This is a genomic window from Arthrobacter sp. SAFR-044 (assembly GCF_059414985.1).
This window is the reverse complement of the sequence record NZ_JBPFDN010000002.1, coordinates 144,639-158,721: the sequence shown is the minus strand read 5'-3', so window position 1 is coordinate 158,721 and position 14,083 is coordinate 144,639. Positions and strand designations below refer to the sequence as shown.

11 protein-coding genes are annotated in these 14,083 nt (G+C 64.2%); 8 read left to right on the top strand and 3 right to left on the bottom strand.

Annotation, left to right across the window (positions count from 1 at the left end; translation table 11 throughout):
* Complete coding sequence (locus ACR65J_RS03435) at positions 1 to 1,080, top strand: 4-hydroxy-3-methylbut-2-enyl diphosphate reductase (protein WP_440166103.1); 1,080 nt, start codon at positions 1 to 3, stop codon at positions 1,078 to 1,080.
* A gap of 144 nt (positions 1,081 to 1,224) precedes the next feature.
* Positions 1,225 to 2,259, top strand: a complete 1,035-nt coding sequence (locus tag ACR65J_RS03430) for an AAA family ATPase (RefSeq protein WP_440166101.1) — start codon at positions 1,225 to 1,227, stop codon at positions 2,257 to 2,259.
* Between the two features lie 72 nt (positions 2,260 to 2,331).
* On the opposite strand, the gene ACR65J_RS03425 is transcribed toward ACR65J_RS03430, so the two are convergent.
* A complete protein-coding gene (locus tag ACR65J_RS03425) occupies positions 2,332 to 3,561 on the bottom strand; it encodes a DNA recombination protein RmuC (RefSeq protein WP_440166099.1) in 1,230 nt (409 codons plus the stop codon).
* Between the two features lie 90 nt (positions 3,562 to 3,651).
* On the opposite strand from ACR65J_RS03425, the gene ychF reads away from it, so the two are divergent.
* A complete protein-coding gene (gene ychF, locus ACR65J_RS03420; RefSeq protein ID WP_440166097.1) occupies positions 3,652 to 4,737 on the top strand; it encodes a redox-regulated ATPase YchF in 1,086 nt (361 codons plus the stop codon).
* Between the two features lie 65 nt (positions 4,738 to 4,802).
* Here the strand turns inward: ychF and ACR65J_RS03415 are convergent, their stop codons facing one another.
* A complete protein-coding gene (locus tag ACR65J_RS03415) occupies positions 4,803 to 5,327 on the bottom strand; it encodes a DUF805 domain-containing protein (protein WP_440166096.1) in 525 nt (174 codons plus the stop codon).
* A 220-nt stretch (positions 5,328 to 5,547) separates the two neighbouring features.
* Here ACR65J_RS03415 and ACR65J_RS03410 point away from each other — a divergent pair, with 220 nt between their 5' ends.
* The 5 genes from ACR65J_RS03410 to ACR65J_RS03390 all read left to right on the top strand — a co-directional run bounded on the left by ACR65J_RS03410 (position 5,548) and on the right by ACR65J_RS03390 (position 12,979).
* Complete coding sequence (locus tag ACR65J_RS03410; RefSeq protein ID WP_440166094.1) at positions 5,548 to 7,308, top strand: ABC transporter family substrate-binding protein; 1,761 nt, start codon at positions 5,548 to 5,550, stop codon at positions 7,306 to 7,308.
* A gap of 278 nt (positions 7,309 to 7,586) precedes the next feature.
* Positions 7,587 to 9,272 carry a peptide ABC transporter substrate-binding protein gene (locus ACR65J_RS03405; RefSeq protein ID WP_440166092.1) on the top strand — a complete coding sequence of 562 codons (1,686 nt, stop codon included), beginning with the start codon at positions 7,587 to 7,589 and terminating at the stop codon, positions 9,270 to 9,272.
* Between the two features lie 125 nt (positions 9,273 to 9,397).
* Complete coding sequence (locus tag ACR65J_RS03400) at positions 9,398 to 10,327, top strand: ABC transporter permease (RefSeq protein WP_440166090.1); 930 nt, start codon at positions 9,398 to 9,400, stop codon at positions 10,325 to 10,327.
* Entirely contained in the window at positions 10,317 to 11,261 is a 945-nt protein-coding gene (locus ACR65J_RS03395; protein ID WP_440166088.1) for an ABC transporter permease, read from the top strand. Before ACR65J_RS03400 ends, ACR65J_RS03395 begins: the two co-directional genes overlap by 11 nt.
* An 11-nt stretch (positions 11,262 to 11,272) precedes the next feature.
* The gene (locus ACR65J_RS03390) at positions 11,273 to 12,979 is read left to right on the top strand and encodes a dipeptide ABC transporter ATP-binding protein (protein WP_440166087.1); all 1,707 of its coding nucleotides are present in this window, start codon (positions 11,273 to 11,275) and stop codon (positions 12,977 to 12,979) included.
* Between the two features lie 112 nt (positions 12,980 to 13,091).
* On the opposite strand, the gene ACR65J_RS03385 is transcribed toward ACR65J_RS03390, so the two are convergent.
* Positions 13,092 to 13,994 carry an SGNH/GDSL hydrolase family protein gene (locus ACR65J_RS03385; protein WP_440166085.1) on the bottom strand — a complete coding sequence of 301 codons (903 nt, stop codon included), beginning with the start codon at positions 13,992 to 13,994 and terminating at the stop codon, positions 13,092 to 13,094.
* Positions 13,995 to 14,083: the final 89 nt, after the last annotated feature.

Genomic DNA, 14,083 nt, shown 5'->3' with positions numbered 1-14,083 from the left:
ATGACCACCTCGGCTGTATCCCTTTCGATGCCAACCATTCCGCGCAGGCGCCGCTCGCCTGAGGAGGTAGCAGCTGCAGCCCCCGTGAACGGCACCAAGAAGGTGCTGCTGGCTGCTCCGCGCGGTTACTGCGCGGGCGTTGACCGGGCCGTGATCGCCGTCGAAAAGGCGCTGGAACACTACGGGCCGCCCGTGTATGTCCGCAAACAGATTGTCCACAACGTCCACGTGGTCAGCTCGCTGGAGGAAAAGGGTGCCATCTTCGTGGATGAAACAGACGAAGTTCCTGAAGGCGCCCTGGTGATTTTCTCCGCCCACGGCGTTTCGCCGGCAGTTGTCGAATCCGCCGAAAACCGGGGCCTGCGCACCATCGATGCCACGTGTCCCCTGGTTACAAAGGTGCATAAGGAAGCCGTCCGCTTCGCCAAGGACGATTTCGATATCCTCCTGATCGGCCACGACGGCCATGAGGAAGTGGAAGGCACTTCAGGTGAGGCGCCGGAGCACATCCAGATCATCAACGGCCCGCATGAAGTGGACAAGGTGACCGTCCGCGACCCCGAAAAGGTCATCTGGCTTTCCCAGACCACGTTGAGTGTGGACGAGACCATGGAGACCGTCCGGCTGCTCAAGGAACGGTTCCCCACCCTGCAGGATCCGCCCAGCGACGACATCTGCTACGCCACCACCAACCGCCAAGTGGCCATCAAGAAAATTGCGCCCAAGGCAGACCTGGTGATCGTGGTGGGTTCGGCCAACTCGTCCAACTCCGTCCGGCTGGTGGAGGTCGCGCTCGAATACGGTGCCAAGGCCTCGTACCGGGTGGACTTCGCCAACGAGGTTGACGAGGCGTGGTTCGAAGGCGTCGCCACCGTGGGCGTTACGTCCGGGGCCTCCGTGCCCGAGGTTCTGGTGCAGGACGTGCTGCGGCTGCTGGCTGATTACGGCTACGGCGCCGTGGAGGAAGTCGTCACGGCTGAGGAAGACCTCCTCTTCTCGCTGCCCAAGGAGCTCCGGGCCACCCTGAAGCAGGCCGGCGATGTCAGCCGGGCCCTGGGGGGACGACGGCCCCGCAACTGAACCACAACCCGCGAACGGTGTAAGCAGGGACACCGCCGATGTACCAGGCAGCTCACGCAGTCTTTCGTCCCGCCGCAACCAGTAATTTCGTGGGTGACCGGTTGCCAACCCCACTGGGTCGGCATCGGGTATTACAGTGGATGCATGGCTCCCAGCCGCCATCCGCTCGACGACCTGCGCGAAACCATCGGCCATCTGGCCGATCAGCTCAAGCTGCCCGGTTCCGAGCGCGTGGACGACCTGGTCGGCGATCTCATCGGTCCCAGGCCCGGGCCGGCCCGGCCGCTGTCTGAGGTGCAGGCCGAGCTCGACGCCCTGGTCGGACTGGAGACCGTGAAGGAACAGGTTCGGGCCCTCGTCGCACTCCTTCAGGTCCAGGCGCGCCGTAAGGCGCACGGCCTCCCGGAAGTGGCCACATCACAGCATCTGGTGTTCCTCGGAAACCCGGGCACAGGCAAGACCACCGTGGCGCGGCTCCTGGCCGAGATGTACCGCGCGGTCGGTCTGCTGCAGAAGGGCCACCTGGTCGAGGTGGACCGTTCGGGCCTGGTGGGGCAGTACGTCGGGCAGACCGCCATCAAGACGGACCGGGTGATCCGGCGTGCGCTGGACGGCGTCCTGTTCATCGACGAGGCCTATGCGCTGGCCCCGGAGGACGGTCGGATGGACTTCGGCCCCGAGGCAATCGAGGTCCTGCTCAAGCGGATGGAGGACCACCGCCACCGCCTGGTCGTGATCGTGGCCGGGTACCCGCGGCTCATGGAGTCCTTCCTGCTCTCCAATCCGGGCCTGCGCTCCAGGTTTGCCCGCGAAATCACCTTCCCGGACTACTCTGTTGACGCACTCCAGACGATCTTCAACCAGATGCTGGCCCAGCACGAGTACACCCTCGAGCCGGGGGCGGACCAGACGCTGCGCCGCATCCTCACCGGCCTCCATGCGGGCGAGGACTCCGGTAACGCGCGGTTTGCCCGGACGCTGTTCGAGCAGGCACTCAACCGCCAGGCGCTGCGGCTGTCGCTCGACGGGGAACAAAGCCTCGACGCACTTGACCGTGAGGCCGTCATGACGCTTACTGCCGACGACATCGTCCAGGCCGCGCTGGCCTTGGGCGAGGAGCCGGAACCGGACCCGGCGCCGGAACCGGAGCAGCCACGCTGGTGGCGCTGGCTGGTCTGACGGATCTGCGGCGGCTGGTCAGGCGTGTGCCCGGCCTATGACGGTCCGGCCCCTTCCTGCATCCCGCCCTTCTCAGGCTGCTTCGTCGTCGCCCTGAAGTTCGGGTGCCATCAGCACCCGAGGCGTCGCCTCCACAACCGGAGGTGCGGTAAGACCGGACTCCTCGAGGCTGTTGAGTTTCCGTGCCGTGGGCAGGACCCGGGCTTCCAGGGTGCCCACCATGGCGTTGTAACGGTCTACCGAGGTTTTCAGTGACGAGCCAAGCTTGGTCACGTTCTCGCCAAGGGTGCCCATCCGGTCGTAGAGCTGCCGCGCGAGCTCGAAGAGTTCGCGGGCACTGTCCGTCAGGACGTCCTGGCGCCAGGTGAATGCCACGGACTTCAGCACCGCCAAGAGGGTGCTCGGTGACGCAAGGACAACGTTGCGGGACAACGCGTGGTCAAGGAGTCCGGCGTCAGCCGTCAGTGCCGCCGCCAGGATGGATTCGGCCGGGATGAAGCAGACCACCAGTTCGGGGGAGTTCCCCGGGATGTCCCAGTATTTTTTGGTACCCAGGGCGTCGACGTGGGCACGCAGCGCCTTGGCGTGTGCCGCCAGCAGGGCTTGCCGGTTCCGGCCGTCATTCGCCGACTGCGGTCCGGCCGGCCGTGCCAGGCGCGGATCCACCGCGTCCAGTTCCTGTGCCTCGAGGTAGGAAGACAATGGGACTTTGGCGTCCACCACCAGCTGCTTTTCACCAGGCAACTGCACCACCAGGTCCGGCCGCACAGCAGAGTCGTGACCCGCGCTGTGGACCTGCTCGACGAAGTCGACGTGGCGGAGCATGCCCGCGGCCTCCACCACGCGCCGGAGCTGCACCTCGCCCCACTGGCCCCTGGCGCTGTTGGAGCGGAGCGCCGATTCAAGGGCATGCGTGGAGCGGATGAGCTGTTCGTCGGAGAGCCGGGCCTCCTGCAGTTGCTGGGCCAGTTGGCCGTACTGCTCCACCCTGTCCCGCTCGAGCAGTGCCACCTGCTGCTGGACCGCGGAAAGCTTCTCGGCGACGGGAGCCAGGGCACGCAGTACGCTGCCGTCCTGTGTCCTGGCCTCGCCCAGCTCACGGTTCTGTGCAGCCAAAAGCCGCCGCTCGGCGTCGGCCGCTGCCAGCTGTGCCGTGACCTCGGAAAGGCGGGACGACACCTGGTCAAAGTCCGACTCCAGGGCATGCGAATTCCTGCGCAAGGAAAAATAGGTGGCCGCAGCGCCGGCAAGCGCACCAAGCAGCAGCATGAAGAGGGCCAGAATCAAGGCAAAAGCATCCATGGCTTCACTGTTGCACGGGGCTCTGACAATCATGGGCAGTGACATTCCCGGGTACTGGCTGACGGGGTCCGGCGGGTAGAATCAATGCTCGTGGCTCTTACTATTGGCATCGTCGGACTGCCTAACGTCGGCAAATCAACCCTCTTCAACGCGCTCACCCGCAACCAGGTCCTGGCCGCGAACTACCCGTTCGCCACCATCGAACCGAATGTCGGCGTCGTGAACCTGCCCGACCCCAGGCTGGAAAAGCTCGCCGGCATCTTCGGTTCGGCCCGGCTGCTGCCCGCTCCCGTGTCCTTCGTGGACATCGCCGGCATCGTGAAAGGCGCGTCCGAGGGTGAGGGCCTGGGAAACAAGTTCCTCGCCAACATCCGTGAAGCCCAGGCGATCGCCCAGGTTGTCCGCGTGTTCGATGATCCCGACGTGATCCACGTCGACGGCAAGGTCGATCCCCGCTCGGACATGGAGACCATCAACACCGAGCTGATCCTGGCCGACCTCCAGACGATCGAAAACGCCATTCCGCGGATCGAAAAAGAGGTCAAAATCAAGAAGCGCGACGCCGCCGAGCTCGCCGCCATCAAGGCGGCGCAGGCGGTGCTGGAGCGCGGCGATACCATCTTCTCCTCGATCAAGAGCGACAAGCTGGAGATGGAGCACCTCAAGGAGCTTGGCCTCCTGACGGCCAAGCCCTTCATTTATGTCTTCAACGCTGACGAGTCGATCCTCGGCAGCCCGGAAAAGCAGGAGGAACTGCGGGCCCTGGTGGCTCCCGCGGACGCCGTCTTCCTCGATGCCAAGCTCGAATCCGACCTTGTTGAACTGGACGAGGAGGAAGCCCGCGAGATGCTCGAAATGAACGGGCAGGACGAATCCGGCCTCGACCAGCTGGCGCGCGTCGGGTTCCACACTCTGGGACTCCAGACCTACCTCACGGCAGGACCGAAGGAAACCCGCGCGTGGACCATCCACCAGGGGGACACCGCCCCGCAGGCTGCCGGCGTCATCCACTCCGATTTCCAGCGCGGTTTCATCAAGGCTGAAGTGGTCTCCTTCGATGACCTGATCGAAGCAGGCTCCATGGCCGAGGCCAAAGCCCGCGGCAAGGTCAGGATCGAAGGCAAGGAATACGTCATGGCCGACGGCGACGTGGTGGAGTTCCGCTTCAACGTCTGATTTGCATGAACGGGCCAGGGCCCTTACAGGATCATGCCGGCAGACCGTGCGAGACCTGCCGTGGCCTATGACCCGGAGGGGCCGGCGGGACCCGGCGGGTAGGGAGGCTGCTGCTGGGTCCAGTATGGGGGCGTGGCTGTTGCCTGCCCGTACCGGGGTGCCGGGTACTTGTCGAAGCGCTGGCCATACGGGTTCTCCCGCTGCGCGAGCAGCACGATGAGCGCGATCCACCCGAGCACTGGGATGAGAGCGAGCAGCAGCATCCAGGCGCTGAGGTTCACGTCATGAAGGCGCCTGGCCGCCACCGCGAGTGACGGAACCACGGTGGCGAGAAACCACAGGCCGCCCAGGGCGCTGGATCCCGTGACCTGGCCGTTGACGACGGTGGGGCTGATCGAATTCAGCACCGCGGAGGCGAGGCCGGAAGCGAGGAACCACCACCAGTATTCGCTTCGGCTGGCACGCCCCGAGAAGACAGCGTACTTCTGGAAGATGCGCTTAACCGCGTCCACCGGCGGGGCGCCGTAGTACGGCAGTTCCAGGGGCGGGACGGCGCTGCCGGGCACATTCGATGCTTGGGGGATGCTCATCGAGCTTTTCCTTCCGAAGGTTTCCTTGCCAGCATGCTACGGAACGGACCGAGCCCGGGCTTGGGCCGTAGGTCCCGTCCGGCGGCCCGGACTACCTCGCCAATTCGCAGGGGGATCCGATTCGGTTACCGGCCAGCAGCACCAAGTATCCTGAGTTTGTAGGGCGTGATCGCAGCGGCCACCAGTCCCCTCCGGAGAGGGAAAACCACAAGGAGACGGCATGCCGGTCCGGCGTCTGATGCAGTTGCTCATCGCCGCGTTGGCGGCTGCCCTGGTTCTTTCGGGGTGTTCGGGTGGCAGCGCCCCGTCCGTGGTGGTGGGGGAGGCAAAGCGCGGCGGCAGCGTCACCGTGGCCGAGGTCAACGCGTTCTCCTCATTCAACCCCTACAGCGCCAACGGGAACACCGACATCAACTCGAAGATCGGCGCCATCACCCACTCCGGCTTTTTCTACCTGGACGACAATTCAACCGTGGTCCGCAACGACAAGTTCGGGCATTTCGAGAAGGTCTCGGACCAGCCTCTCAAGGTCAAGTACACGGTCAATGAGGGCGTGAAGTGGTCAGACGGCGCGCCGATCGGAGCTGCCGACCTCCTGCTGAGCTGGGCGGCCGGGTCGGGTTACTTCGACGACGTGGACCCCGCCGCCGGGAAGGGCACCAAGTACTTCGCGGTTGCCTCAGACACCACAGGCCTGGCAGGTACTTTGTTTCCCGAGATCGGGGCGGACGGACGTTCCATCACTATCGAGTACGCCGCGCCGTACGCTGACTGGGAAGTGGCGTTCGACGTCGGACTCCCGGCCCAGGTCGTCGCTGCCAAGAGCGGGCTCAACGACGAGGAAGACCTGGTCAAGCTCCTCAAGGACACGCCACGCGGCAACCCGGACAAGCCGGCGCCGCACCCTGCCCTCAAGAAGGTCAGTGACTTCTGGAACACCGGGTTCGATACAAAATCCGTTCCGGACGACCCGGCGCTCTACCTGTCCAGCGGTCCCTACATTGTCCGCGACATCGTGCCGGAAGTTTCCATGAAACTGGTCCGCAACCGCGACTATGTGTGGGGTGCGGAACCTTGGCTTGATGAGATCAACGTCAGGTTCACGGGGGCCGTGCCCGCGGCAGTCGATGCCCTGCGCAGCGGCCAGGCGGATATCATCTCGCCCCAGCCCTCTGCTGCCACAGACAGTCTCCTCACCGGCCTGTCGGCGCAGGGCATCACGGTTGAACGGTACAAACAGTCCGGCTACGACCACCTGGATCTCAATTTTTCGGGGCCGTTCGCCGACAAGGATGTCAGGGAAGCCTTCCTCAAAACGGTGCCGCGGCAGGCGATCGTGGACGCCGTCGTGGGAACCCAGGTGCCGGACAACAAGCCGCTGGATTCGCACGTATTCCTGCCCGGCCAGCCAAAATACGACGACACCGTGAAGAACAACGGTTCGTCCGATTACGCCAAGGTGGACATTGACGGGGCTAAGAAGCTCCTGAAGGACGCCACCCCCAGCATCCGCATCCTCTACAACCGTGATAATCCAAACCGCGCCAAAGCGTTCGCTTTGATCCGCGATTCAGCAGGCCTCGCGGGATTCCGGGTTGTCGACGGAGGACAGGGAAGCGCGGACTGGGCTGCTGCGCTCAGCAGGGGTGGCTATGACGCTGCCGTGTCAGGTTGGATCGGGACAGAGGCAGGCGTCAGCCGGGTGCCGCAGATTTTCCGTACCGGGGCGGGCAGCAACTTCACCGGATATTCCGACGGCGACGCGGACAAGATCATGGAGCAACTGGCCGTGACAACTGATCTGGGCAAGCAGGACGAGCTCCTGGCCGGGATCGACAAGCACATCTGGGAAGACGCGTACGGCCTCCCGCTCTACCAAACCCTGGGAACGACCGCCTTCAGTTCCAGAGTGGCGGGCGTCAAGACCAGCCCCGGCCCCCTCGGCGTGTGGTGGAACGTTTCTGACTGGCGGCTGTCCTAGCCGCAGGCTGGCCCCGTTTAGGGTCTTTTGGCTCTGGCGGCTCCGATTCGCCGTACAGCTTACCGGCGAGTAGCATGTGACGTGCCTAACTAATCACCTCCGAATCGGGCATTGCACTGCCCCGGTCACGGTTTGGCAACGGAGTACCAGTATCTGGACTTCGTGCGGTTAGGCTAACTCGTATTGTGTAGGTTTCGTCACAGCGGCAAGCTGCGTCTGGCCTGCGGGGAAGCACAAGATTCCCCTATATCTCTCTCCCACAACTCATAGGAGGCGGAATGCGTTTTACGCGCACTTCCAAAGCACTGGGCGTCGTGGCAATCGCCGCGCTCGCCCTGACCGGGTGCGGCGCCGGCGGCGGCAGCACCGAGGGGTCCAGCAATGCAGCTGGGGACCCGAATAAGGTCATCACCGCCTACAGCAACGAGCCACAAAACCCGTTGCTGCCGGCTAATACAGGAGAGGTCTACGGCGGCCGTGTTGTTAACCTGCTCTTCGAGGGTCTGCGCACGTACGATGCCAACGGCAAAGCGGTTAACTCTCTGGCCGAATCCATCGAGTCGCCCGACGCCCAGAACTGGACCATCAAGGTCAAGCAGGGCCAGAAATTCACCAACGGTGAAGCCATCACGGCCAAGACCTTCGTTGACTCCTGGAACTTCGCCGCTAATTCAAAGAACCTCCAGCAGAACGGCTTCTTCTTCGAGTCCATCGAGGGCTATCCGGAAGTTTCCGCAGTGACTTCCTCAACAGGCGCCGATGGCAAGAAGACCACCACTCCTGCCCCGACCGCAGAAACGATGTCCGGGCTCAAGGCGACCGATGACTCGACCATCACGGTGAAGCTCGCTCAGCCGGAGGCCGACTGGTCACTGCGCCTTGGCTACTCCGCCTTCTATCCGATGCCTTCCGCCGCACTGGCAGATCCCAAAGCCTACGGTGAGAACCCGGTGGGCAACGGACCCTATAAGTTCCCGAAGCAGGGCTCTTGGGTCCACGACCAGTCAATTTCGCTGGTGAAGAACGCCGATTACAAAGGCAACCGCGAGGCCAAGAACGGTGGCGTGACCTTCAAGTTCTACACGGATCCGGGTCCCGCGTACACCGACCTGCAGTCCGACAACCTGGACATCACCGACGTCCTGCCGTCCAACGCGTTGAAGACCTACGTCTCCGACTTCCCGGACCGGAATGCAACGAAGGCCGTTGCCACGGATTCCACGCTCAACATCCCGGGCTACAACCCGAACTTCCAGGGTGAAGCCGGCAAGCTGCGCCGCCAGGCACTGTCCTACGCCATCAACCGCGAAGAAATCGCCAAAGTGGTCTTCAACGGCACCCGCACCCCGGCCAAGGCATTCGCTCCTCCTGTCATTGACGGGTTCAAGGAAGGCCTTAAGGGCAGCGAGGTCCTGAAGTTCGACGCCGCCAAGGCCAAGGACCTGTGGACCCAGGCCGACAAGATCCAGCCGTACGACAACTCCAAGCCCCTCCAGATTGCCTCCAACACCGACGGCGGCAACAAGGAATGGATCGACGCCGTAGCCAACGGCTTCAAGAACAACCTCGGCATCCAGGCTGAAATCCAGCCCTTCGCCAAGTTCGCGGAAGTCCTCAACCTGCGTAAATCCGGCGAGCTGCCCGGCCTGACCCGCTCCGGCTGGCAGGGTGACTACCCGTCGCTCTACAACTTCCTCGGACCGGTGTGGGCTACGGGTGCTCCGTCCAACTACGAGAAGTACTCGAACCCTGAGTTCGACAAGCTGCTCAAGGAAGGGCTTGCAAGCAAGACCACGGACGAGGCAAACGCCAAGTTCAACCAGGCGCAGGAGATCCTGTTCCAGGACCTGCCCGGACTGCCGCTCTGGGATCAGGCACGCCCGATCGTATGGAGCAACAACGTCACGAAGGCCGAGACCGGCTGGAACGGCGAAATTCTCTACTACGGCATCACGGCCAAGTAGTCCCAGATCTAACTTGCCGTCAGGCTGATGGGGGTTCCGGTCATGTCCGGGCCCCCATTGGCCTGCAAGCGGCAGGAAGGCATTCATGAACGCGTTCTCCCCCGTCCCGGAAGGCAGGTGATCCTGTGATCCGGTTCATCCTGCGCCGACTCCTTCAGGTGATCCCTGTTTTCATCGGCACCACCCTTCTGGTGTATTACATGGTGTTCGCCCTGCCCGGCGATCCTATCGCCGCGCTGTTCGGCGACCGCCAGCCCCCGCAGGCAGTCATTGACACCCTGCGCACCCAGTACAACCTGGACCAGCCGTTCTGGGTCCAGTACGGCCTGTTCCTCAAAAACCTCTTTACCTTCAACCTGGGCAACGACTTCACCGGCCAGCCCATCGCGGCGAGCCTGACCCGCGTCTTCCCGGTAACCGCGATGCTCGCCATCGAGGCGCTGGCCATCCAGGCCATTTTTGGCGTTGCGTTCGGTGTTTTCGCCGGCCTGCGCCGCGGCGGCTGGTTCGACTCCACGGTCCTGGTGGCCTCGCTGGTGGTGATCGCAGTCCCCACCTTCGTCCTGGGCTTCGTTTTCCAGCTCGTCTTCGGCGTTCAGCTGGGCTGGGCCAAACCCACGGTTGGCGCCAACGCCAACTGGGGGACCCTGTTGCTGCCGGCAGTGGTTTTGGGACTTGTTTCCTTCGCCTATGTCCTCCGACTGACCCGTGCGTCTGTCAGTGAAAACATGAACGCCGACTACGTGCGGACCGCTACCGCGAAGGGCTTGTCCCGCCCCCGCGTGGTCATGGCACACATCCTGCGCAACTCGCTGATCCCGGTGGTGACCTACCTGGGCGCCAACCTCGGCGGCCTGATGGGCGGTGCCATCGTTACAGAGGGCATCTTCAACGTCCCCGGAGTCGGCAACAAGCTCTACCAGGCTGTCCTCCGCAGTGAAGGCCCCACGATCGTCTCCATCGTCAGCGTGCTGGTGCTGGTGTTCGTGGTGGCCAACCTGCTTGTCGATCTCCTGTACGCCTGGCTTGACCCGAGGATCCGCTATGACCAGTAATAACAGCCACTTCGTGGCACCCATCGACGAGACACCGCTGCAGGCAACGGACGCCGTCAAGACGGACCAAGCCCCGCTTAGCCTGTGGGCAGACGCCTGGCGCAAGCTCCGCCGTCGTCCGCTGTTCATCATCTCGGCACTGCTGATCCTTGCCCTGATCGTGATTGCGCTGTTCCCGGGACTCTTCACCTCCACGCCGCCCAATGCCGGCTGCGAGCTCTCCAATTCCGAGGGCGGCCCTACCGCCGGGCACCCATTCGGCTTCACCTTCCAGGGCTGCGACGTCTACTCCAGGGTCATCCATGGCACCCAGGCCTCACTGTCCGTAGGCCTGCTTTCGGTACTGTGCGTGCTGGTCATCGGCGTAACGCTTGGCGCCCTCGCCGGGTACTACGGCGGCTGGATCGATGCCGTGCTGGCCCGCCTGGGTGACATCTTCTTCGCCCTGCCGCTGGTCCTCGGCGCGCTGGTAATCACGCAGCTGCCCCTGTTCCGGGAGAACAAGAGCGTGTGGACGGTGGTGTTCGTGATCTCGCTCCTGGCCTGGCCGCAAATGGCGCGCATTACCCGTGGCGCGGTCATCGAGGTGCGCAACGCTGACTTCGTCACTGCCGCCCGTGCCCTTGGCGTGTCCAAGTTCGGTGCGTTGGTGCGCCACGTCCTGCCGAACGCGCTGGCTCCGATCATTGTCCTGGCGACGCTGGAACTTGGCGTGTTCATCGTGGCCGAAGCCACACTGTCCTTCCTGGGCATCGGCTTGCCCCAGAGCATCATGTCCTGGGGCAACGACATCGCAGGCGCACAGGCATCGATCAGGACCCGGCCGGAAATCATGCTCTACCCGGCCGCGGCGCTGTCCATCACAGTGTTGAGCTTCATCATGCTGGGTGACGCCGTGCGTGACGCCCTGGACCCGAAGAGCCGTCAGCGATGAGAGATAAAGAGATGACAAGTCCAGACGTCCGCATTGATGAAGCCGGTGCCACCGGCGTCAGGCCACTGCTCGAGATCCGCGACCTCGCCATTACCTTCAAGACCGGCGGCGGTGAGGTCCACGCGGTGCGGAATGCGCACCTGACCATCATGCCCGGTGAAACGGTGGCCATCGTGGGGGAGTCCGGTTCGGGCAAGTCCACCACTGCCCTGGCAGCCATCGGCCTTCTGCCCAACAACGGCAGGGTGTCTGGCGGCCAGATCCTGCTCGACGGCGAGGACATCGCCCACGCCAGCGAGCAGCGCATGATCGAACTGCGCGGCAACACCATCGGCATGGTTCCGCAGGACCCCATGTCCAACCTGAACCCGGTGTGGAAGATCGGCTACCAGGTCCGCGAGACGTTGCGGGCCAACGGCAGGCCCAGCGGGCCGGATGATATTGCCAAGGTGCTGTCCCAGGCGGGACTGCCCGACGCCAAGCGCCGGGCCAACCAGTACCCGCACGAGTTCTCGGGCGGTATGCGCCAGCGCGCTCTGATCGCCATTGGCCTCTCCTGCCAGCCGCGCCTGCTGATTGCGGACGAACCGACCTCGGCCCTCGACGTCACGGTCCAGCGACAGATCCTGGACCACCTGGAGACCATGACCAAGGACCTGGGCACCTCTGTCCTGCTGATCACCCACGACCTTGGCCTTGCAGCCGAGCGTGCAGACAAAGTGGTGGTCATGTACCAGGGCCGCGTCGTTGAAGCAGGGCCGTCGCTCGAACTGCTCCGCAGCCCGCAGCACCCGTACACCAAGCGGCTCGTGGAGTCCGCTCCGTCCTTGGCCAGCCGCCGCATCCAGGTGGCCAAGGAGCAGGGCGTGGAGACCACGGACCTGCTGGCTCCCGCGGCTGAGGCTGTGAAGCCGGACACCTTCCTGCAGATCCAGGACCTGCGGAAGGTGTACAAGCTCCGCCAGGGCCTGGGCAAGGCGACGGACTTCGCAGCCGTCGACGGCGTCAGCTTCGACGTCCGGCGGGGAACTACGACGGCGATCGTGGGGGAGTCGGGTTCCGGCAAGTCCACGGTGGCCAAGATGGTGCTCCAGCTGGAGAAGCCGACCGAGGGCAAGATCCTGTTCGACGGCGTGGACACTTCGGGCCTGAAGCCTGCCGAACTGTTCAAGTTCCGCCGGCGCGTCCAGCCGATCTTCCAGGACCCTTACGGCTCCCTCGACCCGATGTACAACATCTACCGCACGATCGAAGAACCGCTGCGGGTCCACAAGATCGGGGACCAGGCCAGCCGCGAAAAGAAGGTCCGGACCCTGCTGGACCAGGTGGCACTGCCCCAGTCCGCCATGCAGCGGTATCCCAATGAGCTGTCCGGCGGGCAGCGGCAGCGTGTAGCTATTGCCCGCGCACTGGCGCTGGACCCGGAAGTCATCATCTGTGATGAGGCAGTTTCCGCCCTGGATGTCCTGGTGCAGGCGCAGGTGCTGAACCTGCTCGCCGACCTGCAGGCCAACCTTGGGCTGACGTACCTGTTCATCACGCATGACCTGGCCGTGGTGCGGCAGATCGCGGACCACGTATGCGTCATGGAGAAGGGCCGCCTGGTGGAGACCGGATCCACGGACGAGGTCTTCGAATCGCCCCAGCAGGAGTACACCAAGGCACTGCTCAATGCCATCCCCGGCGCCAAGCTGATGCTTCCCCCCGAGGTGGCATAGCGGGGAGTTTGTTGTAAACGGTTGGAGCCGGGACCTTCTAGGTCCCGGCTCCAGTCGTTTGACGACCGGGGCAACCGTTTGGTTCACCGGTGGAACCGGCAGGCTTTGGCTGTCAGTCCTGGAACGTGCTGTCGCTGCCAGGCACTGCGGCGAGGGCGTCCTGCCCCGCTGCAGGGTTCCGGTCCAGGCCAAGTTCACGCAGCCTGCGCCCAAGAATCCCGCCCAGGGCCACCCGGCCTTCGGGGTTCATGTGGACTGCATCAGCGAGGTCCTTTGCCAGTCCATACCTGGTGAGCCAGTCTCCCGTGGAGATAAAGGGCATTCCATTCGCTGCCGCCACGGCACCCAGCAAAGCGTCCACCTCGCTCCGGCGGCCGCCGCCGTCGTTCGCTCCCCGTGCCAGGGTGCCAATGATCGCCAGGCGGGTGCCGGGATAACGGCCCCGCAGTTCAGTGATAAGCCGTTCGGCGTTCCGTGCGATCTGCGCGTTGCTTGCGCCGCCGGCGGCGTCGTTGCCGCCGCCCTCGATCACAATCAGCGCGGGAGTGCCGGAGGGAAGCAGCCAGTCCCCGCGCTGCAGGGCGTCAACATAATTACCCGTGGCGCCGTTCGCCGCGACGTAGCCGGTGCCGCCCCGGCCGCAGAAGTAGACGTTGTACCCGGCCGCGGCGAGGCCCAAGCGGGGCCAGCCGTCGACGGGTTCCGACTGTGAATCCCCGATCAGCAGGACGGTCTTCCCGATGTCCGGCAGTACCGCTTCAAGCCTGCCGTTGCCCGCATTCCGGACGTGGGCACTGGCTGCCACTGCTGGATTCGCGCTGCCCGGTTTCAAAGCTGCCGCCTTGCCGCTGGCTGCTTGCCCTGAGGCTGCCCGCGACAGGCTGCTGTCCGGAGAGCCAGTGGAAAATGCGTTGCCGGCGGGTCCCATGACACCCGAGACCGCGACGATCCCGGTGACCACTGCGGCGGCAGCCCACGCTGCACCACGCATGGTGGTGGCTTTGGCAGGGGGCATCGTTGTCTCCGGCGTGCTCAAAGGATGGGCGCTGTGTCACAGACATCATGCCATGCACGCAGTGAACTTGGTCACACCGTGTACGGCTA